We start from the raw sequence: 25,051 nt of genomic DNA, 5'->3' as shown, positions 1-25,051 counted from the left end.
GTCAGTCTGGCGCCGCAGTGGCATCGAATGCCGGAACGGCAGCTCGGAACGCGTCAAGCCATGCGACCAGACCGGGATACGTTTCGCGCCACTCAACCGGCTTGCGCCAATCAAGATAGCCCAGCATGCACGCCAGGCTGATGGCACCGATGTCTATGGGCGCGATGTCCGGAAGCGCCCGCTCGAACGCCGCCAGCCCGCGCTCCACCTTGCCGCGTTGATGGTCCAGCCACTTCTGGCTCAGATGCTCAACCGGATGGAACATCCGCTCCGATCCCATCAGGACCGCCGCGTCGGCAATGCCGTCCGCCAGGGCCTGTTGGCGCAAGGCCGCGATCCGTGCCGCCGGGACAACCGGGATCAGGCGGGTCGCACCGAACAGATCGATATATTCAAGGATCACCGGGCTATCGAATACCGTTTCGCCATTGGCCAGGAGCAGGCACGGCATCTTGCCAACGGGATTGTCCCTGCGGATCGGGTCGGCCGCATCGAGGGGCGAAGCAGCCACTTCCTCCACCTGGCCATCCAGCCCGGCCAGTCGCAGTGCAATCCGCACCTTGCGGCCAAATGGCGAAGTTGGCGTCGCCCGCAGCAGGACCGGCGGTGCCAGATCGGTGATGAGTGCCCCCGAACCGGGCTCAGACATCGGGCGCGCCGAGGCTGCGCGAGAGAGCCCGCGCCGCGTCGGTTACCAGCTTGCCGAATTCGGCCACCCGGTTGATCGGAATGCGCTCCTTGGGCGAAGTCATGCAGATTGAGCCAATCACGCCGTTCAGGCCGAACACGGGTGCGGCCACCCCGCGCGCGCCCGCCAGCTTTTCGCCCTCGCTGACACTGAAGCCAGCCTGACGGCAGCGTTCCAATTCTTCCAGCAGCTGCTCCAGCGTCGGCGGTGCCATCCCGCTTTGCGCTTGGTCCACTTCCTGCGCCAGAGCGCGCTCGATGATCGGCTCGGGCAGATAGGCGAGGATCGCCTTGCCCGACGCTCCCCACACCAGCGACAGCGGGACGTGCATCTGGATTCGGTACTGGAGGGGATGGCCCCCTTCCGCCCGTACCTCGAACGACATCGCAGTCGTCCCAGGCTGATAGATGCCGAACAGCACGGTTTCCCCGGTCTGGTCCGACAGCTTCGCGATCTCGCGCTTGGCGACATCGTTCATCATCGTGAGCGAGGTCACCTGCGCCGAAATGCGGTGGAGTTCGGGCCCGACCATATAGCGGTGCGCCCGCGCATCCCATTCGACGACCCCTTCGGACCGCAGCAGGTGCAGCAACCGGTGGATCGTGGGAATCGGCAGCGAGAGCTTCTGGGCCAGTTCGCCCACGCCCACGTTGTCACGCGCCGCGGCGATCGCCGCGATCAACCGGATAATCCGGTGCACGGTACCTGTGCCCGCCGCGGCGGAGCGGCTTCTCACAGCCGGACTGTCGGCCCGTTTGGCTGCTGATTGCTTGACCAATTCCATCACCCTCAATTGGCGCGTTCAAAGATGTGAATCGCGCAGGCCCCGTGATCCAGACCGGCAATCCCGCCGCCCGTCACGTGGGTCAGGGCCGTTCGTACCCCTTCAATCTGGCGCGCGCCAGCTTGATCCGTCAACTGCCAAAACGCCTCCACCGCTTGCGCCACGCCGCTGGCGCCCACCGGATGACCCTTGGCGATGAGCCCGCCGCTGGGGTTCACAACCACCGATCCACCAAATGTCGACGCTCCGGAATGCAGGAAAGGCACTGCCTCGCCCACCGGGCACAGGCCAAGGGCTTCGTAATAGACCAGTTCGGCGATGGTGAAGGCATCGTGCAATTCGACCATACCGATGTCTTCGGCGCCCATCCCCGCCTGCTCATAGGCATCGCGCGCCGAATGAAAGGTGATCTCCGGGCGCAGCATATCGCGGAATCCCGCGGTGACCTGACCGGAATGCAGCACCGAGGCGCGGATTCGCGCAGCCGGTGCGGGCGCCCGCCGGCGCACGGCATCCGAAACCAGCACCACAGCCGCCGCGCCGTCGCCGGTCGGGCAGCACTGGAACAAGGTCAGCGGCTCGGCGATTGGCCGCGAGGCCAGCACCTGCTCGACCGTGACTTCCTTCCTCATCTGCGCATAGGGGTTCAGCGCGCCGTGGCGTCGAGCCTTGACCGCAACGCTGGCCAGATCTTCCGGCTTGGTACCCCGCTCATGGATGTGGCGCTTGGCCCGCATCGCATAGAGCGCCGGCATCACCATGCCCTGCTGCACTTCGATATCCTCTGCCACCAGCGGCAGGGTGCCGCCGCCAAACTGAGTCAGCTTGTCCACGCCGATCACCAGTACGATTTCGTGCTCGCCCGTCTCGATGGAGCGGAAGCCGGACTGGATGGCAGTGGCACCGCCCGAACAGGCGTTGTCGACGTTGATGACCGGGATGCCGCCGATGCCGACTTCACGGGCGATCCGCTGGCCAGTCAGCATGCCGCCAAACGCATGGCCGCAATAAATCGCCTGAACTTCCTTTAACGCCACGCCGGCGGTCCGGCACGCTTCCAGCAACGCGGGAACCGCCAGCCCGCTGTACGAGCTTTCCTGGTACTTCCCCATCGGGATCATCGCCGCGCCGGCAATATATGCCTCGGTCATGCCAGCTTCTCCTGTCCACGCGGAACGAAGGCAAAGCCCTCGTCCGTTGTTGTCAGCGTTACCGCCATGTCCGGCACCAGATCCTCGCCCAGCACCGACGCCAGCAGGCGCACGCCTTCGGCCAGATCGACGTAGCCAATAGTATAAGGCACCGCCCGGCTCGACGAGACGTGCACCGTGGTGAACGTATAGAGCGAGCCGTTCGGGCCCAGCAGACGCTCGGCCACGTCGCGGCTGCCGCAGTTCAGGCAAACCTCGCGGCGCGGAAAACACGCCGTCCCGCACGCTGCGCAGACGCTGCCGATCAGGCGCGTTCCCGCGCCTTCGTCACGCAAGTGCGATTGGTCCGCGATGATATCCCGCAGCGGCGCCACTTCCGGGCCGGGCTCGGCCCCGAGGCCTGGTTGGGGAGGAGTCATGCGGTAAACTATCCTTTCACGCAAAGCCGAACCCGTCTTCACCGAAATCTTGTTTCGCCCAGCGGATTCGGCTCCCATTATACAAACCCGCTCATTCCTTCAAGGAAGGCGGTGCAACATTGATCACCATGTCCGGCAATAGCTGTTTCAGCTCGTCGGTAAATTCGCCGTCGATCAGGATGAACAGCATCCTGCAGTCTTGCTCCGAACGATTTTCCCACGCGTGATCGGTCCCGCGCTGGATCAGCACATCGCCGGCCCGCATCAGCGTTTCGCTATCGTCCAGCACCGCGTAAATCTCGCCGGACAGGCAAACCGCGTAATCGATTGTCCGGGTACGGTGCATATGCGACGAGCGGCCATCGGCCCGCTGCGCCATATGGCGATGATTGCCCGGATGGACATCGATGATCCGCATGATCGTGCCCTCCGATGGAGGCGGCAACTGCAGCCGACGATCGTTGGGTTCCTTGGGCTCAACCGCCGAAATCGGCGTCGGCGAGCCAGCGGTGTTCCACAACTCGAAATAGGTGACACGCGGATTGCTCGCGCTGTTGAACTGCGGCGATGGGCCATCTTCCAGGAAGATCGATTTCCCCGCACTGTCGTGGCCGGTAACAATTCGGCGTACTGTCTTGGTCAATATTCCAACTCCTTACGTAGTGCCCAGCGCAGCCGCTTCCGGCTCGGCTTCGGGCGGCGCCTTGGCGGGCGCGGTGTCGGCGTTTGCCGCGGTAAAGCGGTAGGCTGGCAGCAGCGCGAGCGAGGCCGCGCTGATCAGCAGGAAGCCCTCGAATATGAACAGCATCAGGTCATAGGAACCGGTTCGGTCATAGGCGATGCCCATCAGCAGCGGCCCGGTGCCCGACGCCGCGTTGGCCCCGGCATAGATCAACCCATACAGCGCCCCGAAAGAGCGCAGCCCGAAGATCCGGGTGACCAGATAGGCAATCACCGACAGTTCCGCGCCCTGCCCGACCCCCAGGCACACCGCGCCGAGCAGCACCAGCTTGCTCGCTGCGGCGAAGTGGATGATGACCACGCCGGTTAGCCCGGTCAGGAAAAACAGCACGGAAACCTTGGGCGTATTGATCCGGTCGAGCAGGAACCCCGCCGAAATCTGCCCGATGATCGCCCCAACCGCGACCAGAGAAAGCGCGCCGGCCGCCAGCCCGCGATCGACCCCGCGATCAAGCAGTAGCGGGAACATGTGGACCAGCACGCCGTAAAACGCATTGCAGGCCAGGAACAGCGTCAGGGCCAATTGCCAAAACGGGGCCGAGCGCAGCGCTTGGGCTCGTTCGATGCCTTTCAGCACCGGCGCGGCCGCCTCGCCGGCAGCCGGCTGCGCCGCGCTGGCCGGCTTGCCCCGCTCACGCAGAAACAATGCCGACAGCGTAAAGCAGATTACGACGATGCCGCTAGCCACCATGTAGTAACCGGCGCGCCAGCCATAATGAGTGATCACGTAGTTGTAGATTGGCGGCATGATGGCATACCCCAGCCCCGATCCCACGGCCGCAACCAGCGCCATCACCCGCCCGCGGTACTTGCTGAACCACTGCGAGATGATCTTGTTGTAGCCCACTGGCCCTTGCGCGCCGGCTGCCAGCCCGATCAACAGGTACGCAGCAAAGAAATGCCAGGTCTTGGTGCTGAAGATCGCAATGCCCAGGAACGACAGCCCGAACAGCAAAGTGGACGGCAGCATCACGTTGCGCACGCCGAACTGGTCCATCGCCCGGCCGAAGAACGGTGCCGAGACGGCCGCGGCCCATGCCGCGATCATCGGCACCGCCGAAAACATCGTGCGGCTCCAGCCCATCTCGTTCGAGACCGAGGTCAGGAGCAGTCCGATTCCGGCCACCAGCATCGGTCCGGGCCCGAAGAACACGCCCGACACGCACGCGATTACGACCGGGATGGACCGCTTGTTCAATTCTGCCGCTTGTTCCATCATCCCGTCCCCTAGACAGCGCTTATCGCATAGCGAATGCTTTATTTCAGCTGGCGATAACTGATCCGTTGGGGCGGCGCAACGCACTTTGTAGACACGCCCGCCGCACACGCTGTGCAGCGATGTGCTCTCACCCCTTTGCCATTTGGCGCCGATGTCGTCGCTCAACCGTCTGTTCAACCGCCCCAGGGTCGCTTGCACCTGATTTCACCTCGCGGGATCACACCCCGGATCAACACGCTACATCTTCCACCAGCCGCTGTCCGGATGCCACGGCAGCGGCAACAATCTCTCTTGTTGCGGAAGCCGACCTGTGGCAGGTTGACAAAGTCAGAATAGCATTCCGCTCAGCGGATGGTAATGGGAGCGGAGGGATTCGCCGCGCCACCAGCATCGGTGGTGATCGGCACCGGGTTTCGGCGCGAATGGTAAGGGAGCGATTTTCGCTGACTGCTCCGCCTCCCCGCGATGCTCTATAATGACGCTGAATTTGGGTCGTCCGACGCTGGGCAGCTTGCCCGGCGATTTATTGCATGAGGAGCGAACTGGAATGGAAAAGACGGACCCCCACGGGCACTCCGCCGACCCGCATGATGATTTTGGCGATTTCCATCGGGACTTGCCGTTGATGCTGCCCCGCCGCGCCTTGTTCGGCTTTGGCGCGGTCGCTGGTGCAACCGCGCTGTTCCCCGGCCTGGCATCGGCCGCCGGCAAGGTCGTGAACGCCTGCGTGGTCAGTCCTAGCGAAACGCAGGGCCCGTTTCCTGCCGACGGATCTGTCATGGCGATCGGCGACACCACGCCTACGCGGGCAGCGGAGATGGCCAAAACCGCGCCCAATATCCTCGTCCAGTCCGGCCTCGTCAGGACCGATCTGACGCGCAGCTTCGGCGATTTCAAGGGCACTGCCGAAGGCGTGCCGTTCCGCCTCAAGCTCAAGATCACCGATGCCTACGATTGTGTCGGCCTGAAGAACAAGTTCGTTTATCTGTGGCTGGCCGATGCGCACGGCACCTACTCTGTCTACAATCACCCGGACCAGAACTGGCTGCGCGGCGCCGGCATCACCGATCAGAACGGCGAGATCACCTTCGACATGGTTGTCCCCGGTTGCTACCCCGGCCGCTATCCGCACATTCACGTGCAGGTCTTCGAAAACCAGGACTGGGCGACGTCGGGCCGCAACGCTCTGCTGACGTCGCAGTTCATCGTCCCTGAGTGGGTTTGCCGGCAGGTTTACGGTTTGCCGCTGTACAAGGGCAGTCCGGAACACATGGCCAAAACATCGGTCAACTGGGATGGCGTGTTCCGCTACAGTTCGCCCGCCGAAGTGGCGATGCAGACACCTGTTGTCACTGGCGACCGCCGCGCCGGTTACGTCGGTGAGGTCCGGGTCGGCCTGTGGCGCGCGCCGGGAGATCGGTCGCGGGTCAAACCGATCCCGTACGATTACGGCGCAGGCCCTAACCAGCGCGGCCTGAGGAACGGCAAGCCGGTGAAGTGACCTGTACCCAGGGCGCGCCGCGATGGCCGCGCCCTGATCAGTTTTGGCCGCGGCTCGCTACTCCCCACGCCTGGCCGCATGAAGATTGAGGCAATTCCCATGAGCAGCCAAAAATCCGGCGAACAGCGGCGCACTGTCCTTGGCCTCGGGTTATGCGCTGCGGCAGCAGCCACCTTCCCCGCCGCGGCCGTTGCCGCGCCCCGGCGCCGCGCCGCGGTCCGGCCAGCAACGTCCCGCAGCGGATGGGTCAAGGCCAACGGCCAGTCGGTCCGCTACGAAACGACCGGCAGCGGTCCCGCCGTCATCCTGCTGCACGAAATCGGCATGGCCCTGCAGTCATGGGACCTCGTCCTGCCGCAACTGCCCGCCGGGCACCAATATATCCGCTACGATCTGCGCGGGTTCGGCCTGTCGCAGAAAATTGACGCCCCCGTTTCGTTTGACGATCTTGTCGCCGATCTGGCCGGCCTCCTCGATGCGCTGCGCCTTGCCGGGCCAGTGACCTTGGTCGGCTGCGCACTCGGTGGTGCGATCGCGCTGGCCTTTGCGGCGACGTATCCCACCCGCGTCGCCGGGATAGTCTCGCTCGCCCCCGCCGCCGGGCCGCGCGGCCGCGGTGCGGCCATGCTCGCCCAGGCCGATCTGGTTGAACGCACCAAGATGAGCGAGATGGGCCCGCGCATGGCGGAAAAGCAGTTTGCCGCCCCCGACGCCAACCCGGCCGGGCGGCAGATTTTCGAAGGGCTCCAGATCAGCAACGATCCGCGCAGCGCTGCGGCGCTGGTCCGCGCCATTGCCAGCGTCAATTTTGATCCGATTCCGGCCAAGGTTCGCGCGTCCACCCTGTTCGTCGCGGCCGGGCATGACAGTGATTCCCAGCAAACCATTGATCGCTTGGCCGCCGGAATGCGTTCGGTCCGCGTCACTTCGCTACCCTGCGGCCACTTCATGCCGGTCGAAATGCCAGATCAGGTCGCCGCACTGATCACCGCGTTCCTGCGCCGCAACCGCTGAGAGACGCCGCCATGCCCATCAATCCTGCCCGTCGCCGCTTCATCAAGTTTGGCGCGGTAGCGACAACTTTGTTGTCTGCCGCCGCGCCGGCCGCCACGCTGGCCCGCTCAGTGGCTGCAGCGAAGAACGGCGCCGGAACCGATGGATACGTCGATGTCGGCGTCATGCTGCGCTACCACCTGTCGCGCCGCGCCGGGCCGCCGATGGTTCTCCTGCACGAAATGGGCATGAACCACGAAGCCTGGGCCGATGTCGCCGCCGGGCTGGAACGCGATCACACCGTCCTGCGCTATGATTTGCGCGGGTTCGGCCGCTCGGAAAAATTCACCGGCAGCGTCACCTTCGACGATCATATCAACGATTTGACCGCGCTGCTTGCCGCAACCGGATTGACCGGGCCGGTCGTGCTCGTCGGTGCCGCGCTGGGCGGCGCGCTGGCGCTCAAATTCGCCGTTGCCCACCCGGGCAAGGTCCGTGCCGTTGTGGCGCTCAGCCCGGCGTTGGGGGCGGTTTCAGGCAAGCCTGCCACGGCCAATCCCTCGGCTGACGCGATGGTCAGGGACGGCCCGCGGGCATGGGTCATGCCGCGCATGGCCGATCCCGAATTTGACAAGATGAAGATCAATCCCCGCCGGTTCGCCGATTTTGTCGGCTGGAACCTGGCCAACGATCCACATTCGTGGGCTGCCACGATGCGCATGGTCAGCGCGGCGACGTTTGCCGATGTTTACGGCCAGGTCCGCTGCCCGGTGCTAATGGTCGGCGCGGGCGGCTTTCAGGGCCGGCCGGTTGCCTCGATTCAGGCGGCAGCCGCGCAAATCCCGCGCGGTGAATTTCTGCTGCTCAACGCCGGGCATTTCATGGCCTACGATTCGCCCGAACTGGTGGTGCCGGCGATTCGCAAATACATGTCCCGCGTCTAGCAGAACCGCCGGCCCGCAAACGTCAGGCCCGTCGCCGTGCCCAAAACGCCAATAGCTCGCGGTTGAATACCCGCGGCTGCTCCCAGTGCGCGGAATGCCCCGCTTCTGCAATTACCGTAAGTTCACCGCGCCGGGTTGCCCCGGCCAGAATGCGGCCCAGCGGCGGTGGGGCATAAAGATCGGCATCGCCGTAAACGTAATGCACCGGCATGGTCAGTCGGTCCAGGTCCGCCAGCCGCGGGCCGGGAGGGCCCGGCGGCGCAATCGGGACCGGCGCGGCGCCGTCACTCTTGGTCGTCACCGCCTCCGCACCGCTATGGTTGGCCGCTTCGATGTCCAGCCACAGCTTCACCCCCGCCGGATTGGCGGCACGGTAGGACGGCGAAAGCTCCTTCAATTCCGGCGGCAGCTTGCCAAAGCTTGGCGGCAGGAGCGCGCGGGTCATCGTGACCAGCTCGGGATCGCTCAAGGCGCCCAGGCTGCAACTGATTGTCAGGCTCCGCAGCCGGTCTGGGTGCTTCAGGGCATAGCGCAGGGCATAGATGCCACCCGCCGCCGTCCCGACCAGATGCAACCGGCGCAGCCCCAGCCCGTCGATGAACCGTTCAAGGTCTTCCTCCGCGCTCTGCGGCTGGCCAACCGGCGCGGGCGATGAGCCGGCCGCACCTCGCCGCGAAAACGAAATGACCCGGTATCCGGCCCGCGCCAGCGCCGGCACCTGATAGGCCCAGCTCCGGTCGGATCCGGTAGCGGCGTGCAGCAGCAAAACCACCGGTTTGTCGCCGCCCGTATCCCAGTACGTCAGCGTGCCGCCGTCCGGCAGCCTGAACGAAGATCGCGGCGCGGTAATCGCCGGCGGCGGCCCTTCAGTCGGAATTCCGTCCGGCAGTATAAACCTTTCACGCAAAGCGCGGGCAGGTACGGTTCGCGCCAGCACCGGCGCGGCAGCCCCCGCCAACCCTAGGGCCATCGTCATCCGGCGTGACCAAGTCATGCAAATCTCCCGTTCCGGCAGCCATTTACCCGGCTACCGCAATTACCTGGCCTTGGTGCAACACCCTGCCCGGCACCGCAAGATGCGTTTGCCCTTCAGTCCAACGAAATTGCATTTCGCTTGCCGTAAAGGCCTCAGCCGGATGACAGCGCGGCCAGCAGCAACCGGGCGGCCGGGCCGTGAAAACGGTTAGCGCGCATCCCGACAACCAATTGCAGCGTTGGCGGCCCCGGCGCTCCATCCCAGCTCAACGCCTCCAGCCTGACAAGTCGGCCCTGTACCAGATCGGCGGCGACTAGATGCTCCGGCATGCTGCCCCACCCCAATCCTGCCAACAGCAGGTCGCGCTTTACAGCATAGTCGGTGACGTACCAGCGGTTGACCGCAACCACGCCCTGGTCCGCGCCCGCGTCCTGCGCTGCCCGGCGGGTGACGACGATCTGCAAATGGTCTGCCAGCGTTTCCGGTGCGATCGGGGCCGTGGCGGCAGCCAGCGGGTGATCGCGCGCCGTCACGGCGATCAGTTTCACCCGCGTACACGGCGCCCGCGTGAACCAGGCCGGCAGATCGGGGCGATTGAGCATCACCGCCAAATCGACAGTCCCTGCATCAATGCTGCGAAGCGCGGTCACCGCAGCATCGGTCGTGATGCGCAACTGCACCGATGGGTACTGCGTCCGCAATTCGGCCAAGGCCGCAACCAGCGCCATCGGCGGCATCGAGTCGGGCAGGATCAGCCGCACTTCGGATTCCACCCCCGCCGTCATCGCGCGGGCGTGGGCGCGATACCGGTCAAGGTCGGTAAGGATGCGGCGCGCATGCGGCAACAACGCCTGCCCCGCATCGGTCAACCGCGGGCGATACTGCGATCGGTCGAACAACGCGGTGCCGCTCTGCTCTTCCAGCTTCTGCACGGCGTAGGTGATGGCTGACTGCGCCCGCCCCATCCGCCGCGCCGCCGCCGCAAAGCTACCTTCGTCCACCACGGCGGCGAAAGTGGCAAACTGGTCAAGCGTCAGGGCATCCATCATGTTCAGATTATACGAACATCATCCCCAAAACTATCCTGCTTTTTTCGGCAGTGTTTCGCCCCAAGATTACCGCTGTCAACAATGGAGGAATAACCATGTCCAACACTACGCCAGCCCCCCGCGGGCTCAATATAGGTCTTTGGATCGTGCAGGTTCTAGTCGCTGCGCCGTTCATCCTGTTCGGTTCGATGAAGCTGTTCAAGCAGATCGAAACGCTCAGCGCTTCGATGGCGTGGACAGGCACTTTCCCGGAAGCCGTGGTGCGCCTGATCGGCATCATCGATATCGCTGGCGGTCTTGGCCTGCTGCTCCCCGGCATTACCGGCATCAAGCCCGATCTGACCCGCATTGCTGCAATCGGCTCGCTGGTGCTGCAGGTCTGCGCGGCCCTCTTCCACCTGTCGCGCGGTGAAGGCGGTATGCTGCCGATCAACGGCTTCTTCATCGTTCTGCTCATCTTCATTCTCTGGGGCCGCGCCCGCGCCCCGCTCGAGGCACGCTAAGGAACTGATCCAATGACCGTGACGCAACCTGCCATTTTCATCTCGCACGGCGGTGGGCCGTGCTTCTCCATGGAAGTACCCGGCGATCCATTCCGGGGCTTGCGGACTTATCTGGAAGGGCTGATCGACAGCCTGCCGCAACGCCCGCGCGCGATTCTGATGATCTCCGCGCACTGGGATGAGGATGTCGTCACGGTCGGATCGACCGCCACGCCCGACATGATCTACGATTACTACGGCTTTCCCCCCCACACCTATCACATCCGCCACGATGCGGCCGGTGACCCCTCATTGGCGGCCGAAGTGATTGAGCGTCTGCGCGGCGCCGGGATCATGGTTGCGGAAAATGCGCAACGCGGCTTCGATCACGGGACGTTCGTGCCGATGATGATAATCGATCCGCCCGCCGGCATTCCGATCGTGACGTTGTCCCTGCGCCGCGATCTTGATCCCGCCGCCCATATCGCCGTGGGCAAGGCGCTCGCCCCGCTCCGCGCTGAAAACGTGCTCATCCTTGGCAGCGGCAACAGCTTCCACAACCTCAGCACGTTCATGAACGGGCAGGACGCGCAATCATCCGCGTTCGATAGCTGGCTCACCGAAGCCATGCTGGATCCGGCCACCCGCGAAACCGCGCTGGCTGAGTGGGACCAGGCCCCCGGCGCCCGCGCCTCGCATCCGGAACCCGATCATCTGCTGCCGCTGATGGTCATCGCCGGGGCGGCTTCCGGCGAACCGGCCACTGTCGATTTCCACGGCAAACTGCTCGGCAAGACGATCAGCGGCTATCGCCTCGGCTAACCGTTCAGCCTGATAGCTGCACAAAAAATCCCGCGCTCCGACGTTCGGAGCGCGGGATTTTTGCCGTCAACGCTCAGGCGGCGTTGAGGATGGCGCCGTGCGGGTCGAGCACGAACTTCTCCGCCGCACCCTTGTCGAAGGTATCGTACCCGCTGGCAGCGTCTTCCAGCGAGATTACCTTGGCGTTGACGATATCGGCAATCGGCAACCGGTCGTGCAGGATCGCCATCATCAACTGGCGGTTGTACTTCAGCACCGGGGTCTGCCCGGTATGGAACGATTGCGCCTTGGCCCAGCCCAGCCCGAAGCGCAGCGACAGGCTGCCCTTCTTCGCCGCCGGGTCGACCGCGCCGGGATCTTCGGTCACGTACAGCCCGGGAATGCCGATCGAACCGGCCGCGCGGGTGATCTCCATCATCTGGTTGAGCACAATGGCCGGCTGCTCGCTGCCAGCATGGCCCATCGCCTCAAAGCCGACTGCGTCGATTGCAGCGTCCACTTCGTTGCTGCCGGTGATCTGGGCAATCATGTCGCCCAGCCGGTCGCTGGCCGACAGGTCGACCGGTTCGAACCCGACGTTCTTGGCGTGCGCCAGCCGTTCCTGATTGAAATCACCGATCATCACGACCGCCGCACCAAGGATACGGGCCGAGGCTGCCGCAGCCAGGCCAACGGGGCCAGCGCCGGCAACGTACACCACCGAACCCACGCCAACGCCGGCCCGGACCGCGCCATGAAAGCCAGTGGGCAGAATATCGGAAAGCATGGTCAGGTCGCGAATCTTCGCCATCGCCCGGTCGCGGTCGGGCAGCTTCAGCAGGTTGAAGTCGGCATAAGGCACGGTCACATACTTGGCCTGTCCCCCGATCCAGCCACCCATGTCGACATAGCCGTAAGCACCGCCAGCCCGCGCCGGATTTACCGTCAGGCACACGCCGGTGTCCTGCGATTTGCAGGTGCGGCAACGTCCGCAGGCCACGTTGAACGGAACCGAGACGATATCGCCGATTTCCAGCATCTCGACGTCGATGCCCTTTTCGATCACTTCACCGGTGATCTCGTGGCCTAGCACCAGCCCGGCCGGAGCGGTGGTCCGCCCGCGCACCATGTGCTGGTCCGAACCGCAGATGTTGGTCGAAAGCACCTTCAGGATAACGCCATGCTCGATCCGGCGCCCGTCGGGGGCTGCCAGCTTTGCATCGGCAATATTCTGCACTTCGACCTTGCCGGGCCCCAGATACACCACGCCTCTGTTGCTGCTCATCACGCTCTCCCATTGTCTTGCTTGAACTGCCCGTTGTCAGGCTAGCCGTGTCCATTGCCGGACTTGCGGCAGCGCACGCGGCCCTGCGCCGCACGTCCAGTTGAGCAGCGCTGCCATCACGATGCAAGAGGACCAACAAAAAAATGCGCTGCATAGTCCGCACAGCGGAATTATTGCGGTTGAGATCCGCTTTCATTTGCTCGAAATGGCTGAAATCCATGGTTCTCGGGAATTGCAATTTCGAGATTTGATTTCTGAATAGTGATCTCCCGACCAAATCGATTGGACAACCGCATGAGGGCTGACAAACATCGCGAAACCACTTGATCGCCAGCCGCTTCAGTCACGAAAGCGGCGGTTGCCAAAGCGCCACAGGATGCATGCAGTGCGCCGACCGAACCTTGTTCGCGGACGGCTCCACGCAGCAATGGGAGACGGATTTGCTGAATTGGTCCCGCCGAAACGTTCTCGCGGCCGGCGCCGCTTCCGCGCTCGCCGCCAACGCGGTCGCCGCGTCGACCGTCCAGGCTGCCGCCGGAAAGGCGGCCACTGGCAAGGGTCCGTTCCCTGCCTCGTTCCTATGGGGCGCCGCCACCGCCGGCCATCAGGTCGAAGGGCAGAACGTGAATTCCGACATCTGGCTGCTTGAACACGTCAAGCCGTCGCTCTTTCAGGAATCGTCGGGCGATGGCTGCGCCAGCCTGCAACGGTGGGAAGAAGATCTCGATATTGTCCGCTCGCTCGGCCTCAACACCTATCGCTTCTCGCTCGAATGGGCGCGGATCGAACCGGCCGAGGGTGAGTTTTCTGCCGTCATGCTCGATCATTACAAGCGAGTCATAGCTGGCTGCCGCGATCGCGGGCTTGTCCCACTGGTCACCTTCAACCACTTCACCGCTCCGCGCTGGTTCGCCGCGCAGGGCGGCTGGGAAGTTGCCACAGCCCCTGCCAAATTCACCCGCTTCTGCGACAAGGCCGCCCGTTACCTCGCGGCGGACATCGGCTACGCCACCACGTTGAACGAGCCCAACCTGCTGCGCATGCTTGACTGGCTGCCGCTGCCGTTTCCGCCGAGCATGAAGGAAATGCAGGCGGCAATGCTCAAGGAAGCCGCGCGCCAGTGCGGCTCCGATCGTTTCTCGGCCGCCAACTGCGGCAATGCCGACGCCATGCTGGCCCCGATGATCGCGGGCCACAAGGCCGCGGTCGCGGCGATCAAGTCTGCCAACCCTTCGCTCCCGGTCGGGGTGTCGCTGGCCATCTCGGACGATCAGCCGATCGGCAAGAACAGCCGCCGCGATGCCAAGCGGCGTGAAGTCTATGGCGAATGGCTGCAGGCGGCCAGGGAAACCTGCGATTTCATCGGTGTCCAGACCTACAGCCGCTCCCTGATTGACAGTTCCAAGGCCCTGCCCCCACCCAAGGGCGCGACGGTTTCGCAAATGGGTGAAGAGTACTACCCCGCTGCGATTGAGGGCACGATCCGCTATGCCCATGCTGCCACTGGACTGCCGGTGATGGTGACGGAAAACGGCGTCGCCACAACCGACGATGCGATGCGTGCAGCCTTCATTCCCGAAGCCATTGCCGCCGTTGGCCGCGCCATGGCCGGCGGGGTGCCGGTTCTCGGCTACGTCCACTGGTCGCTGCTCGACAATTTCGAATGGCTGTTCGGCTACACGCCGAAATTTGGGTTGGTCGCGGTCGATCGCACCACGATGAAGCGGACGATAAAGCCCAGCGCGCGGATCTACGGGGCCATTGCCGCCGCCGGCGGCCTGACCCAAGCACAGTTGAAGGGATAAGATCATGGCGCTCAGCCTCCGCGCCTCCGCGACTTTCGTCGGCTTGGCCCTCATAACCGGCACCGCTGCCTTCGGGCAGGCCGGTCCGCCGGTCCTGACCCCAGCGCCGCGGCAGAAGGCCATTCGCGACGATCTGATCAGCAAGGCGGCCACCGATCCGCACGGGGTCTCGGTCGGCCACATTCGTAAGGGCCCCACCTCGATCGTCCAGATGGTCGTCCGCGTCCGCACCGGCGAGGCCGAGGAGCACCAGCTCTGGGCCGACGAGATTACCGTGCGCGAAGGGGAAGTCGATCTGATCACCGGCGGCACCATGGTCGGGCGTTACGCCATGCCGGGACGGCCTGGCGAATTCCGCGGCACCGAACTGGTCGGCGACACCACCACCACCCGCCTGCGACCGGGCGATTTCGTCGAGATTCCGGCTGGCACCTACCACTGGATGAAAGTCGTCGGCTCGTCGCCAACGGCCAGCTTCGTCATCAAGATCAGAAAACCGGTGGAAAATTGATCGCGCCCTGCCCCCGTCCCCGCCCCCGCCTGTCTCAGCATGCGCTGCCCGCCGATTGGCGGATATCGGAGTATAGCCGTTGTCCAATTCCATTACCGGGGACCGTCGCTCGGTTCTGAAATTTGCCGCCAGCGCCGCGGCGGCGGTTTCATTGCCTTCGTTCGTTTCGCCAACCCTGGCCAGACCGCTACGCCCGGGACCGTCCGGCAGCCCTGCTGCGATTGATTTCGCGCGGCGCGAAATTGCCGCCGCGGCCGCGCGCCGCCAGCTGCCCGCGCCCCCGGTACGCTTTGTAGTTGCCCCGGGGATGGCGCCCGAATCCTACCGCATCAGCCGAGCCGCCAACGGCTTGCTGGTCACTGCCAGCGATCCTGCCGGCGCGATGTATGGCGGTCTCGACATTTCCGAACACCTCGCCATCGCCACAAACCCGGCCGCGTTTTCGCTCGCCGATGACCGGCTGCACCAGCCGCATGTCGCCGAGCGCGGGATCAAGTTCAACATTCCGCTCGATCTGCGCACGCCCAGCCTGTCCGATGGCGGCACCAACGCGCAGGCGAACATCCCCGAAGTGTGGGACCTCCAATTCTGGGCCGCCTATTTCGATCACATGGCCCGCTACCGTTACAACGTGCTGTCGCTGTGGAATTCCCACCCGTTCCCCTCGATGATCCGCGTGCCCGAATACCCCGACGTGGCGCTGGATGATGTGTGGCGCACGCGTCAGCCGATGGGCCCCGTTGCCCTCAACGGCATGGGAAAGAACAACGTTCCCTCAGCGTTCCTCGCCAACCACGAGGTTGTCAAGCGGATCACCATCGATCAGAAGATCGCATTCTGGCGCACGGTCATGCAGATGGCGCACGATCGCGGCATCGATATTTACATCTTCGCGTGGAACGTCTTCACCTACGGCGCCGAAGGCAAGCACGGCATCGACAACAACATGTCGAACCCCGCAACGATCGCCTACATGCGCGCCAGCGTGCGCGAATTGATCCGGACCTACCCCTTGCTGCGCGGCATCGGCATCACCGCCGGCGAAAACATGGTCCCCAACAACCCCGATTTCACGCCCGAGGCCTGGCTGTGGGCCACGTATGGCGAAGGCGTGCGCGATGCGATCCAGCGCGAACCCCACCGCGATTTCCGCCTGATCCACCGCTTCCACATGACCGCCAAGGGCGAGATCGAAAAGAACTGGAGCAAGTTTCCCGGCTATCCGGCCAGCTTCACCTTCAGCTACAAATACTCGGTCGCGCACATGTATTCGTCGCCCCGGCCGACGTTCATCAACGCTATCCTGCCGCACATGGCGGGTTCGAAAACTTGGCTGACGGTCCGTAACGACGATTTCTATTCGTTCCACTGGGGCGACCCCGATTTTGCCCGCGAATACGTCCTCAACATGCCCCCGCCCGAAACCCTCTCTGGGTTCTACATGGGGCCGGACGGCTACGTATGGGGGCGCGATTTTCTGGATCGCGATTTCGATGGCTCAAGGGGCCAGAAACGCCCGCTGGTGCTGGCCAAACAGTGGTACGGCTTCATGCTTTGGGGCCGGCTTTCTTACGATCCCGCGTTGACCAACACGCACTTCCAGCGCGTGCTGGGCGCCCGCTTTCCCGAAGTTGACGCCGGCGATCTGTTCACCGCCTCCACGGCGGCATCGCAGGTCATCCCCTTGATCACGCGGTTTTTCTGGCACGATATCGATATCGCCTGGCTGCCCGAGGCGAACGCCTACAACGACAAGGCACCGCGCAGTTTCGCCGATATCCAGAAGGCGATCCGCTGCGGCGAAGGCCCCGGCTGCGGCGATCTTGGCCGCAGCGCATTCTATACCGTGGCCGATGTGATGGCCGGCGCGGCCATGCCCGGCGAAGGCATCCTCAGCATCCGCCAGTGGCGCACCAACCTGCGCGGCCGCTTGCCAATGCGCGGCCAAACCCCGCTCGATATCGCCGCCGCGCTCGCGGACGATGCCCATACCGCGATCCACCTCGCCGGCAAGATGCGGGCCGCCGCCGCCGGCAATGCCGAATTGCGCTCGACCTTGGCCGACTACGAGGCAATGGGGCAGCTGGGGCTGTATTACAGCGAAAAGATCCTCGCCGCGGCCCACCTCGCGCTGTTCGACGACGGATCTTCCGAGCCCGAGCAGGAACGGCAGCTCGCACTTGCGCATCTCGACAGGGCGCTTGCCGCCTGGCGCGCCTATGCCGCCATTCGTGATGCCCAGTACGTGCCCGCCTTCTACAGCCGGATCGGCTGGATCGATCTCACCGCGCTGACCGAAGGCGCCGCCGCTGATCTTGCCATCGCGCGCGATTGGAAACCGGGTTCTCTCAGCGCGGAGCCCGACGGGCCGCCCGCCAAGAAATAGCCGCCTTCGCCGCCGCCGCACCAGATATTTTCCAGGAGTACTACATCAATGAACGCACTGCGCACCAGCAAGCGAACCCTGGCCGACGTCGCGGCGGTCGCTGCGCTCATGCTGGGAACGTCGGCCATGGCCGACCCGCTTGACGATGGGTTCCGCGATCCGCCGCAGTCGGCGCGCCCGCGCGTGTGGTGGCACTGGCTCAACGGCAACATCACCGCGGACGGCATCCAGAAGGACATCGAATGGATGTCACGCATGGGCATTGGCGGATTGCAGAATTTCGACGTGCATGTCGGCACGCCGCAAGTGGTGGACCAACGCATCGCATACATGACGCCGGAGTGGCAGACGGCCTTCCACCGTGCCGCCGCGCTCGCCGATCAGCACAAGCTCGAACTGACGATCGCCGCCTCACCCGGCTGGAGCGAAACCGGCGGACCGTGGGTCGATCCGCAGGACGCGATGAAAAAATACGCGTGGAGCGAGACTGACCTGATCGGGGGCAAGCGCTTCAAGGGCAAGCTCAATACCCCGCCGGCCATCACCGGGCCGTTCCAGAACTTGCCCAAGCAGGACGACGGATTGGGCATGATGCGCGGCTCGGGCAAGACTCCGCCCAACATCTACAGCGATACTGCCGTCGTCGCGTACCGCGTGCAGGACGAAGCGCCGCTGGCCTCATTCACAGCCCGCACCGCCGATGGCACCGCCATCGCGCCCGCCGCACTGGTCGACGCCGATATCACCTCGGTTGCCAAAGTGCCCTATGGCACCGCCGAACAGCCGGGCACGATCCTGCTGGATTATGCCAGGCCGCAAACCGTCCGCTCGGCCAGCATGCTGATCACCGGTGCCGGGCCAGGCCTGGTTCCCCGGCTCGAGGCCAGCGACAATGGCCAGACCTGGCGGCCCATTGCCGAGATCGAGGTCCGCCCCGTTCCCACCACCATCAGCTTCGCGCCGGTCACTGCGCGGTATTTCCGGCTGGTGCTGACGCGCACGAGTCTCTCCACGCCGGATAACCGCGAGGCTCTGCCCGGCGCCGTCACCATATCGTTCGATCCCAAGCCGCGCAGGACGGTCGATGTCGGCCTGCTCAGGCTGACCGCCGACACCCGGATCAACGAGTTCGAGGCCAAGGCCGGTTTTGCCATGGTCGATGATTACTACACGCTTGAGCGCAAGTCCGGGGGCGAGACCCCCGGCATCGACCCCGCTGCGGTAATCGATCTCACCGCGCGGCTCGGCCCCGACGGCCAGCTCGACTGGACCCCGCCCCCCGGCCGCTGGCGGGTGCTGCGCATGGGGTGGAGCTTGATCGGCCGGATCAACCATCCCGCAGTCGAGGAAGGGACCGGGCTCGAAATCGACAAGTACGATGCTGCTGCCGCGCGGCGCTACATGGAACACTACCTGGGCATGTACACTGTCGCGACCGGTGCCGATCTGATCGGCGCGCGCGGGCTACAGGCCGTGCTGACCGACAGTACCGAGGTCGGGCCCTCCAACTGGACGCCGCAGATTCTCGCCCAGTTCCGCCGCCTGCGCGGCTACGATCCGCTGCCGTGGCTGCCCACGCTGTCGGGCGTGATCGTCGGCTCGCAGCGCCAGAGCGACGCGTTCCTGTATGATTTCCGCCGTACCCTCAGCGAGCTGACGTCCAGCGAACACTACGGCACCGTTGCCAAGGTCGCGCACGAACACGGCCTCAAGGTCTACGGCGAGGCGCTGGAAGGCGGCCGGCCATCGCTCGGTGACGATATGGCCATGCGCCAGCACACCGATATCCCGATGGCGGCGGTCTGGTCGTTTAATCCGGCCCGCGGCCCGCGAACCGTGGTGCTGGCCGATATGAAGGGTGCGGCCTCGATCGCGCACCTCTACGGCCAGAATTTGGTCGCGGCGGAATCGCTGACGTCCTCGTTCCATCCCTGGGCTTACGGTCCGGGCGATCTCAAGCCGATGATCGATCTGGCGTTCGCGATGGGCGTGAACCGCCCGGTCATCCACACCTCGGTCCACCAGCCGCTTGACAGCAAGGTGCCCGGCTTCTCGCTCTCGTTCTTCGGCCAGTATTTCAACCGGCTCGATACCTGGGCACCAATGGCCAAGCCGTGGGTCGATTACCTCGCCCGCACGGCCTTCATGCTCCAGCAAGGCCGCGACAGTGCCGATATCGCCTATTTCTACGGCGAGGAAGCGCCGCTGACCGGCCTCTACAAGTCCAGCCCGATGTCCGATGTGCCGCGCGGCCACGCATACGACTTCATCAATGCGCCGGCCCTGCTCGACCTGCTCAAGGTGGACGACGGCGATCTGGTGACGGAAAGCGGTGCCCGCTACCGCCTGCTCTATCTTGGCGGCAGCAGCAGCAAGATGACCCTGCCCGCGCTCCAGCGCATCGCCGCGCTGGCTGACGCCGGGGCCACCATCGTCGGCGAAGCGCCTGTCGCCTCGCCGGGCCTGCAGGGTGACCCCGCCCGATATGCCGCGCTGGTCAGCCGGCTATGGCCCGCTGGCAGCGCCACCACGGCGGTCGGCAAGGGCCGCGTCGTCGCCACCCGCGACGCCGCCAGCGCGCTGAGCGCGCTCGGGATCCGGCCCGACTTCGCCTATGCCGGGCCGGATCAGAACGCCAATGTCCTGTTCGTGCATCGCAAGCTGCCAGGCGGCGATGCCTATTACCTGACGAACCGGGAAGATCGCGCGCTGAACCTGGAAGCACGCTTCCGCATCACGGGCCGTGTACCGGAAATCTGGCGCGCCGATACCGGCCAGACCGAGGCGGTTTCGTACCGGGTTGAAGATGGCGTCACCGTGGTCCCGCTGCCCATGTTGCCCCACGATGCCTTCTTTGTGGTGTTTCGCCAGCCAGCCACGGCCGCAGCTGGCACCGTCACCAAGCCAGCCCTGCAAACCGTTGGCACGCTCTCGGGCGGATGGGACGTTGCGTTTCAACCGGATCGCGGCGCGCCGGCCAGCATTCACCTGCCGACACTCACCCCACTGAACGAAAATGCCGATGCGGGCGTGCGCTATTTTTCGGGGACAGCCACCTACCGCACCACCTTTACCTCGCCAAAGGGCGTCCGCCGCGGTGCTCCGTTGTGGCTGGATCTGGGCAAAGTGGGCGTAGTCGCCGAAGTCAGTGTCAACGGCAAGCTGGTCGGCACCGCGTGGAAAGCACCGTACCGCCTCGACATCGGCAGCGCCGTCCGCCCGGGGAAGAACCAGCTTGAGGTGCGCGTGGCCAACCTCTGGGTCAACCGCCTGATCGGCGATGCCCAGCCCGGCGCGGCGAAGATCACCTTCACGACCTTGCCGACCTACCGGGCCGATGCTCCCTTGCCTGTTTCAGGGCTGGTTGGACCAGTCACACTGATCGCGCCGCCCGCAAAATAGCGCTCCCCCGGGATCGGCACCCACCTCCGATCCCGGCGATCGACTCGTGCCAACACATTAGTCATATAATACCATTTTTGTTGCAATGCCGCCTCGCCCTGTTAGTGCTTGCACGCTGGCAAACAGCCTCGATGCGGCTTTTTTTCGGCCATTCAGCCTCTCACCGTCGGCGGCTGGATCAAAAGGATTAAGCCTGTGAAGCGATCTTTCAAAATCAAGCTTTCAGGTTGGCTTGCAGCCAGCCTTGCGGTGCCCTTGTTCGCCATGTCCCCCGCCGCAGCCTCGGCTCGCCCGTTTGCTGCCCCGGCGCTCGATTGCGCGATGGCGAAGGTGCCCTTTTCCACCCATCTGCCGCTGTCCGATCTGCTGGCAAGCCCTGCCGCTCGCGCGGTGCTGGACCAAGAAGCGCCCAATCTCATCTCCGACGTCACCCGCAATTTCGGCGGCGGCGATTTTCCGCCTGGCTTTGGCAACATCCTTGATGTGGGCTGGCTGCTGCGCGGCAATCCCGATGAAGCGGCAATCACCAAGCGCCTCAACCGCAGGCTCGCCGTCCTCCCGGTCACCCGCGCCGTCAGCCTCGCGCGGTGCGCTCGCTATGACGTTACGCCCGCCAATCTTCCGGCTAAAATTGATCAGCCCGCGATCCTCGTGTTCGAAAAGGTCAACGGCTTCCTTGATCGTCCCTCGTTCGACGCCGCGCATACCGCGCTCACCGAGATCGCAAAGTCTCACGGCTGGACGCTGGTGTTCAGCGACAAGCCTGCCGTGTTCAATCCGCGCGATCTGAAGCGATTCCGCGCGGTCGTCTGGAACAACATCAGCGGCGATGCCCTCACCCTCACCCAGCGCGCGGCGTTCCGCCGGTGGATCGAACAGGGCGGCGGGTACGTTGGCATCCACGGTGCCGGCGGCGATCCGGTATGGTTCTGGGACTGGTATGCCGATACACTCGTCGGTGCCCGCTTCGCGGGGCACCCCAACACGCCGCATTACCAGAACGCCACCGTCCGCGTCGAACCCGGCAATCACCCCGCCGTGCGCGGCCTCCCGTCCAACTGGCAGATGTCGGAGGAATGGTATTCGTTCGAACGCAGCCCCCGCGCTGGCGGCGCGCGCGTCCTCGCCACTCTGGATGAAAGCACATACCAGCCGATCGGCATGAACGGCGCCTCCATCGCAATGGGCGATCACCCCATCTCGTGGACCCGCTGCATCGCTAACGGTCGCTCATTCTACACCGCCATAGGCCATATGCCGGAAGCGTACAGCGAACCGAACAGCCGCAAGCTGCTTGATCAGGGCATAGCGTGGGCGGCCGGCCTCACCTCGCACACCTGCCGCAACGGCGGCGAACTCATCAAGGATTGATCTGCCCCATGTTCGTGCATGTATTCCTGTTCAAATGGCTGCCCGGCGTTACCGAAGCGCAGATCGACCGCGCGATTGCGGAAATCTATGCGCTGAAGGACGCCATTCCCGGCATCGATTCGGTTGAGGTTGGCCGCAACGTCTCGCCCAATGCCCGGGGTTATGGGCTGGGTGGGGTGATGCGCTTTGCCGATGCCGCAACATACGCGAACTACGCCGATCACCCGGCCCACCAGGAACTGCTCAAGTTCCTGGTCCCGCTGATCGAGGCGGTCGAGGTTGATTTCCACGCTTGAATAACGCCGCGCCCAAGCGCGGGAATGCACTGGAGGGATGATTGATGCGGCGTTTGCGCATGGGCATGATCGGCGGCGGGCCGGGCTCTTTTATCGGCGGGGTCCACCGCCTTGCCGCGGAAATGGACCGCCGGATCGAACTCGTGGCCGGTGCCTTCAGCAGCGATCCGGCCCGCAGCCGCGCGGCGGGGGAATCGTACCGGATTGATCCGGCCCGCGCCTATGACTCATATCAGGAAATGTTCGCGGCAGAACGGTTGCGCGATGATCCGATCGATTTCGTCGCGGTCGTAACCCCCAACCACCTCCACTTGCCAGCCACCGCCGCTGCGCTGGCCGCCAGCTTCCCGGTCATGTCGGACAAACCGATGACCGCAACCTTGGACGAAGCGCGGGAACTCGCCGCTCTGGTGCAGGCAACTGGTGTCACCTACCGCCTTACCTACACCTACACCGGCTATCCGCTGGTGCGCGAAATGCGCCAGTTGATCGCCAGCGGAGCGCTCGGCGCGATCCGCAAGGTCGTGGTCGAATACGCGCAAGGCTGGCTGGCCGAACCGCTCGAACGCGCGGGCAACAAACAGGCCGAATGGCGCGCTGACCCGGCCCAGTCCGGCTTGGGCGGCTGCATCGGCGATATCGGGGTCCACGCCTTCAATCTCGCCGAATTCGTCACCGGCCAGCGCGTCACCCGCATTTGCGCCGATCTCAACAGCATGGTGACTGGTCGCCGCCTCGACGATGATTGCAACGTCCTGCTGCGTTTCGCCAACGGCGCGCCCGGCGTGCTCATCGCCTCCCAGATCTCCGTGGGTGAACGCAACGGCCTGCGCCTGCGGGTTTACGGTGAAACCGGCGCCGTCCACTGGCAGCAGGAAAACCCCAACACCCTCACCATCGACACCATCGATGGCCGAACCGAAGTCCGCCATGCCGCCAGCGGCCTGCTCGGCGCCGATGCGCTCGCCGTCACCCGGGTGCCCACCGGCCACCCCGAAGGTTACCTCGAAGCCTTCGCCAACCTCTATGCCGATTTCGCCGCGCTGCTGGCCGGCGAGACCACCGCCCCGCTCCTCCCCGATGCCGCCGAAGGCCTGCGCGCCATGGGCTTCATCTCGACTGCGGTCACCAGCAACGCCGCGGGCGGCGGATGGACCGACCTGGCGCTCTGATAAGGAACCTCGCGATGAAAACGATCAAGGGCCCCGCCATCTTTCTCGCCCAGTTCGCAGGCGATGCCGCGCCATTCAGCTCGCTTGATGCCATCGCCGGCTGGGCGGCCGGCCTCGGCTTCAAAGGCGTGCAGATCCCCACCTGGGACGGCCGCATGTTCGATCTCGCCAAGGCCGCAGGCAGCCAGGCCTATTGCGATGATATCCGCGCCGTGCTCGATCGCCACGGCCTCGTCCCGACCGAACTGTCCACCCACCTGCAAGGCCAGCTGGTCGCCGTCCATCCGGCCTACGACCTACCGTTCGATGGTTTCGCCGTCCCCGAAGTGCGCGGCAACCCGGCCGCGCGGCAGGCTTGGGCGGTGGAGCAGGTGACCCTCGCGGCCAAGGCTTCCGCAAATCTCGGTCTCGCGACAGCGGTCACGTTCTCCGGTGCGCTCGCCTGGCCCTACTTCTATCCTTGGCCGCAGCGGCCGGCCGGTCTGGTCGAGGAAGCCTTTACCGAACTTGCCCGCCGCTGGACCCCGATCCTCAACGCCTACGATGCTGCGGGGATCGATCTGGCCTACGAAATCCATCCCGGCGAAGATCTCCACGACGGCGCCACTTTCGAATGCTTCCTCGAAGCGGTGGGCGGTCATGCGCGCGCCAATATCCTCTATGATCCCAGCCACATGGTCCTGCAGCAGATGGATTATTTGGCCTTCATCGATCTCTATCATGAGCGGATCAAGGCGTTCCACGTCAAGGATGCCGAGTTCCGGCCCAGCGGCCGCTCGGGCGTTTACGGCGGCTATCAGGGCTGGATCGATCGACCCGGCCGGTTCCGCTCGCTGGGCGATGGGCAGATCGATTTCAAAGCGATCTTCGCGAAGCTTGCCGCCTATGATTTCGCCGGTTGGGCCGTGCTCGAATGGGAGTGCGCGCTGAAGCACCCCGAGGACGGTGCGCGCGAAGGCGCGCCCTTCATTCGCGATCACATCATCCGCGTCACCGAAACCAGCTTCGATGATTTTGCCGACAGCGGCACCGATCATGCCGCTAACCGCGCCATGCTCGGTCTTTAAGAGGAATT

22 protein-coding genes are annotated in these 25,051 nt (G+C 64.6%); 13 read left to right on the top strand and 9 right to left on the bottom strand.

The window, feature by feature from the left end; genetic code table 11:
- Position 1: 1 nt before the first annotated feature.
- The 6 genes from ACFFDA_RS09660 to ACFFDA_RS09635 all read right to left on the bottom strand — a co-directional run bounded on the left by ACFFDA_RS09660 (position 2) and on the right by ACFFDA_RS09635 (position 5,167).
- Positions 2-649, bottom strand: coding sequence for a glutathione S-transferase family protein (locus tag ACFFDA_RS09660; RefSeq protein ID WP_404478477.1), 648 nt, complete (start codon positions 647-649; stop codon positions 2-4).
- Positions 642-1,472, bottom strand: a complete 831-nt coding sequence (locus ACFFDA_RS09655) for an IclR family transcriptional regulator (protein WP_404478476.1) — start codon at positions 1,470-1,472, stop codon at positions 642-644. The genes ACFFDA_RS09660 and ACFFDA_RS09655 overlap by 8 nt, the downstream gene beginning before the upstream one ends.
- A 5-nt stretch (positions 1,473-1,477) precedes the next feature.
- Positions 1,478-2,623 carry a thiolase family protein gene (locus ACFFDA_RS09650; protein WP_404478475.1) on the bottom strand — a complete coding sequence of 382 codons (1,146 nt, stop codon included), beginning with the start codon at positions 2,621-2,623 and terminating at the stop codon, positions 1,478-1,480.
- Positions 2,620-3,042 carry a Zn-ribbon domain-containing OB-fold protein gene (locus ACFFDA_RS09645; protein WP_404478474.1) on the bottom strand — a complete coding sequence of 141 codons (423 nt, stop codon included), beginning with the start codon at positions 3,040-3,042 and terminating at the stop codon, positions 2,620-2,622. Before ACFFDA_RS09645 ends, ACFFDA_RS09650 begins: the two co-directional genes overlap by 4 nt.
- Positions 3,043-3,133: 91 nt before the next feature.
- Positions 3,134-3,685 (bottom strand): cupin domain-containing protein, encoded by a 552-nt coding sequence (locus ACFFDA_RS09640; RefSeq protein WP_404478473.1) that lies wholly within the window; start codon positions 3,683-3,685, stop codon positions 3,134-3,136.
- 12 nt (positions 3,686-3,697) lie between these two features.
- On the bottom strand, positions 3,698-5,167 hold the full coding sequence (locus ACFFDA_RS09635; RefSeq protein ID WP_404478472.1) for an MFS transporter: 1,470 nt from the start codon (positions 5,165-5,167) through the stop codon (positions 3,698-3,700).
- Positions 5,168-5,477: 310 nt separating this feature from the next.
- On the opposite strand from ACFFDA_RS09635, the gene ACFFDA_RS09630 reads away from it, so the two are divergent.
- The 3 genes from ACFFDA_RS09630 to ACFFDA_RS09620 all read left to right on the top strand — a co-directional run bounded on the left by ACFFDA_RS09630 (position 5,478) and on the right by ACFFDA_RS09620 (position 8,440).
- A complete protein-coding gene (locus tag ACFFDA_RS09630) occupies positions 5,478-6,503 on the top strand; it encodes a hypothetical protein (protein WP_404478471.1) in 1,026 nt (341 codons plus the stop codon).
- 99 nt (positions 6,504-6,602) lie between these two features.
- Positions 6,603-7,517, top strand: coding sequence for an alpha/beta fold hydrolase (locus ACFFDA_RS09625; RefSeq protein ID WP_404478470.1), 915 nt, complete (start codon positions 6,603-6,605; stop codon positions 7,515-7,517).
- A gap of 11 nt (positions 7,518-7,528) precedes the next feature.
- The gene (locus ACFFDA_RS09620; protein WP_404478469.1) at positions 7,529-8,440 is read left to right on the top strand and encodes an alpha/beta fold hydrolase; all 912 of its coding nucleotides are present in this window, start codon (positions 7,529-7,531) and stop codon (positions 8,438-8,440) included.
- A 22-nt stretch (positions 8,441-8,462) separates the two neighbouring features.
- Here ACFFDA_RS09620 and ACFFDA_RS09615 read toward each other — a convergent pair whose 3' ends face one another.
- A complete protein-coding gene (locus ACFFDA_RS09615) occupies positions 8,463-9,434 on the bottom strand; it encodes an alpha/beta fold hydrolase (RefSeq protein WP_404478468.1) in 972 nt (323 codons plus the stop codon).
- A gap of 134 nt (positions 9,435-9,568) precedes the next feature.
- Entirely contained in the window at positions 9,569-10,465 is an 897-nt protein-coding gene (locus ACFFDA_RS09610; protein ID WP_404478467.1) for a LysR family transcriptional regulator, read from the bottom strand.
- 95 nt (positions 10,466-10,560) lie between these two features.
- Between ACFFDA_RS09610 and ACFFDA_RS09605 the strand changes: the two genes are divergently transcribed.
- Both ACFFDA_RS09605 and ACFFDA_RS09600 read left to right on the top strand, forming a co-directional pair.
- Positions 10,561-10,968, top strand: coding sequence for a DoxX family protein (locus tag ACFFDA_RS09605; RefSeq protein WP_404478465.1), 408 nt, complete (start codon positions 10,561-10,563; stop codon positions 10,966-10,968).
- Positions 10,969-10,980: 12 nt separating this feature from the next.
- Complete coding sequence (locus ACFFDA_RS09600) at positions 10,981-11,769, top strand: DODA-type extradiol aromatic ring-opening family dioxygenase (protein WP_404478464.1); 789 nt, start codon at positions 10,981-10,983, stop codon at positions 11,767-11,769.
- A 73-nt stretch (positions 11,770-11,842) separates the two neighbouring features.
- Here the strand turns inward: ACFFDA_RS09600 and fdhA are convergent, their stop codons facing one another.
- Positions 11,843-13,033, bottom strand: coding sequence for a formaldehyde dehydrogenase, glutathione-independent (fdhA, locus tag ACFFDA_RS09595; protein ID WP_404478463.1), 1,191 nt, complete (start codon positions 13,031-13,033; stop codon positions 11,843-11,845).
- Positions 13,034-13,476: 443 nt separating this feature from the next.
- On the opposite strand from fdhA, the gene ACFFDA_RS09590 reads away from it, so the two are divergent.
- From ACFFDA_RS09590 to ACFFDA_RS09555, 8 genes are all read left to right on the top strand, one after another.
- Positions 13,477-14,838 (top strand): glycoside hydrolase family 1 protein, encoded by a 1,362-nt coding sequence (locus ACFFDA_RS09590; protein ID WP_404478777.1) that lies wholly within the window; start codon positions 13,477-13,479, stop codon positions 14,836-14,838.
- Between the two features lie 4 nt (positions 14,839-14,842).
- Positions 14,843-15,349 (top strand): cupin domain-containing protein, encoded by a 507-nt coding sequence (locus ACFFDA_RS09585; protein ID WP_404478462.1) that lies wholly within the window; start codon positions 14,843-14,845, stop codon positions 15,347-15,349.
- A 307-nt stretch (positions 15,350-15,656) separates the two neighbouring features.
- A complete protein-coding gene (locus ACFFDA_RS09580; protein ID WP_404478461.1) occupies positions 15,657-17,735 on the top strand; it encodes a hypothetical protein in 2,079 nt (692 codons plus the stop codon).
- Positions 17,736-17,783: 48 nt separating this feature from the next.
- Complete coding sequence (locus ACFFDA_RS09575; protein WP_404478460.1) at positions 17,784-21,137, top strand: glycosyl hydrolase; 3,354 nt, start codon at positions 17,784-17,786, stop codon at positions 21,135-21,137.
- 249 nt (positions 21,138-21,386) lie between these two features.
- On the top strand, positions 21,387-22,508 hold the full coding sequence (locus ACFFDA_RS09570; RefSeq protein WP_404478459.1) for a ThuA domain-containing protein: 1,122 nt from the start codon (positions 21,387-21,389) through the stop codon (positions 22,506-22,508).
- 8 nt (positions 22,509-22,516) lie between these two features.
- Positions 22,517-22,804 carry a Dabb family protein gene (locus ACFFDA_RS09565; RefSeq protein ID WP_404478458.1) on the top strand — a complete coding sequence of 96 codons (288 nt, stop codon included), beginning with the start codon at positions 22,517-22,519 and terminating at the stop codon, positions 22,802-22,804.
- 44 nt (positions 22,805-22,848) lie between these two features.
- Entirely contained in the window at positions 22,849-23,976 is a 1,128-nt protein-coding gene (locus tag ACFFDA_RS09560; RefSeq protein WP_404478457.1) for a Gfo/Idh/MocA family protein, read from the top strand.
- A 14-nt stretch (positions 23,977-23,990) separates the two neighbouring features.
- Positions 23,991-25,043 carry a sugar phosphate isomerase/epimerase family protein gene (locus ACFFDA_RS09555; protein ID WP_404478456.1) on the top strand — a complete coding sequence of 351 codons (1,053 nt, stop codon included), beginning with the start codon at positions 23,991-23,993 and terminating at the stop codon, positions 25,041-25,043.
- The last annotated feature ends 8 nt before the right edge of the window (positions 25,044-25,051 follow it).

Origin of the sequence: Novosphingobium sp. BL-52-GroH, assembly GCF_044813085.1 — a bacterium.
Classification (GTDB): Bacteria; Pseudomonadota; Alphaproteobacteria; order Sphingomonadales; family Sphingomonadaceae; genus Novosphingobium.
The sequence above is the reverse complement of the archived record's forward strand: the minus strand, read 5'-3'. Positions and strand labels throughout refer to the sequence as shown.

Coding starts and splice junctions, on each gene's coding strand:
- ACFFDA_RS09660 (WP_404478477.1), bottom strand. CDS start 649: ATGTCTGAGCCCGGTTCGGGGGCACTCATCACCGATCTGGCACCGCCG.
- ACFFDA_RS09655 (WP_404478476.1), bottom strand. CDS start 1,472: ATGGAATTGGTCAAGCAATCAGCAGCCAAACGGGCCGACAGTCCGGCT.
- ACFFDA_RS09650 (WP_404478475.1), bottom strand. CDS start 2,623: ATGACCGAGGCATATATTGCCGGCGCGGCGATGATCCCGATGGGGAAG.
- ACFFDA_RS09645 (WP_404478474.1), bottom strand. CDS start 3,042: ATGACTCCTCCCCAACCAGGCCTCGGGGCCGAGCCCGGCCCGGAAGTG.
- ACFFDA_RS09630 (WP_404478471.1), top strand. CDS start 5,478: ATGACGCTGAATTTGGGTCGTCCGACGCTGGGCAGCTTGCCCGGCGAT.
- ACFFDA_RS09625 (WP_404478470.1), top strand. CDS start 6,603: ATGAGCAGCCAAAAATCCGGCGAACAGCGGCGCACTGTCCTTGGCCTC.
- ACFFDA_RS09620 (WP_404478469.1), top strand. CDS start 7,529: ATGCCCATCAATCCTGCCCGTCGCCGCTTCATCAAGTTTGGCGCGGTA.
- ACFFDA_RS09615 (WP_404478468.1), bottom strand. CDS start 9,434: ATGACTTGGTCACGCCGGATGACGATGGCCCTAGGGTTGGCGGGGGCT.
- ACFFDA_RS09610 (WP_404478467.1), bottom strand. CDS start 10,465: ATGATGGATGCCCTGACGCTTGACCAGTTTGCCACTTTCGCCGCCGTG.
- ACFFDA_RS09605 (WP_404478465.1), top strand. CDS start 10,561: ATGTCCAACACTACGCCAGCCCCCCGCGGGCTCAATATAGGTCTTTGG.
- ACFFDA_RS09600 (WP_404478464.1), top strand. CDS start 10,981: ATGACCGTGACGCAACCTGCCATTTTCATCTCGCACGGCGGTGGGCCG.
- fdhA (WP_404478463.1), bottom strand. CDS start 13,033: ATGAGCAGCAACAGAGGCGTGGTGTATCTGGGGCCCGGCAAGGTCGAA.
- ACFFDA_RS09585 (WP_404478462.1), top strand. CDS start 14,843: ATGGCGCTCAGCCTCCGCGCCTCCGCGACTTTCGTCGGCTTGGCCCTC.
- ACFFDA_RS09580 (WP_404478461.1), top strand. CDS start 15,657: ATGGCGCCCGAATCCTACCGCATCAGCCGAGCCGCCAACGGCTTGCTG.
- ACFFDA_RS09575 (WP_404478460.1), top strand. CDS start 17,784: ATGAACGCACTGCGCACCAGCAAGCGAACCCTGGCCGACGTCGCGGCG.
- ACFFDA_RS09565 (WP_404478458.1), top strand. CDS start 22,517: ATGTTCGTGCATGTATTCCTGTTCAAATGGCTGCCCGGCGTTACCGAA.
- ACFFDA_RS09560 (WP_404478457.1), top strand. CDS start 22,849: ATGCGGCGTTTGCGCATGGGCATGATCGGCGGCGGGCCGGGCTCTTTT.
- ACFFDA_RS09555 (WP_404478456.1), top strand. CDS start 23,991: ATGAAAACGATCAAGGGCCCCGCCATCTTTCTCGCCCAGTTCGCAGGC.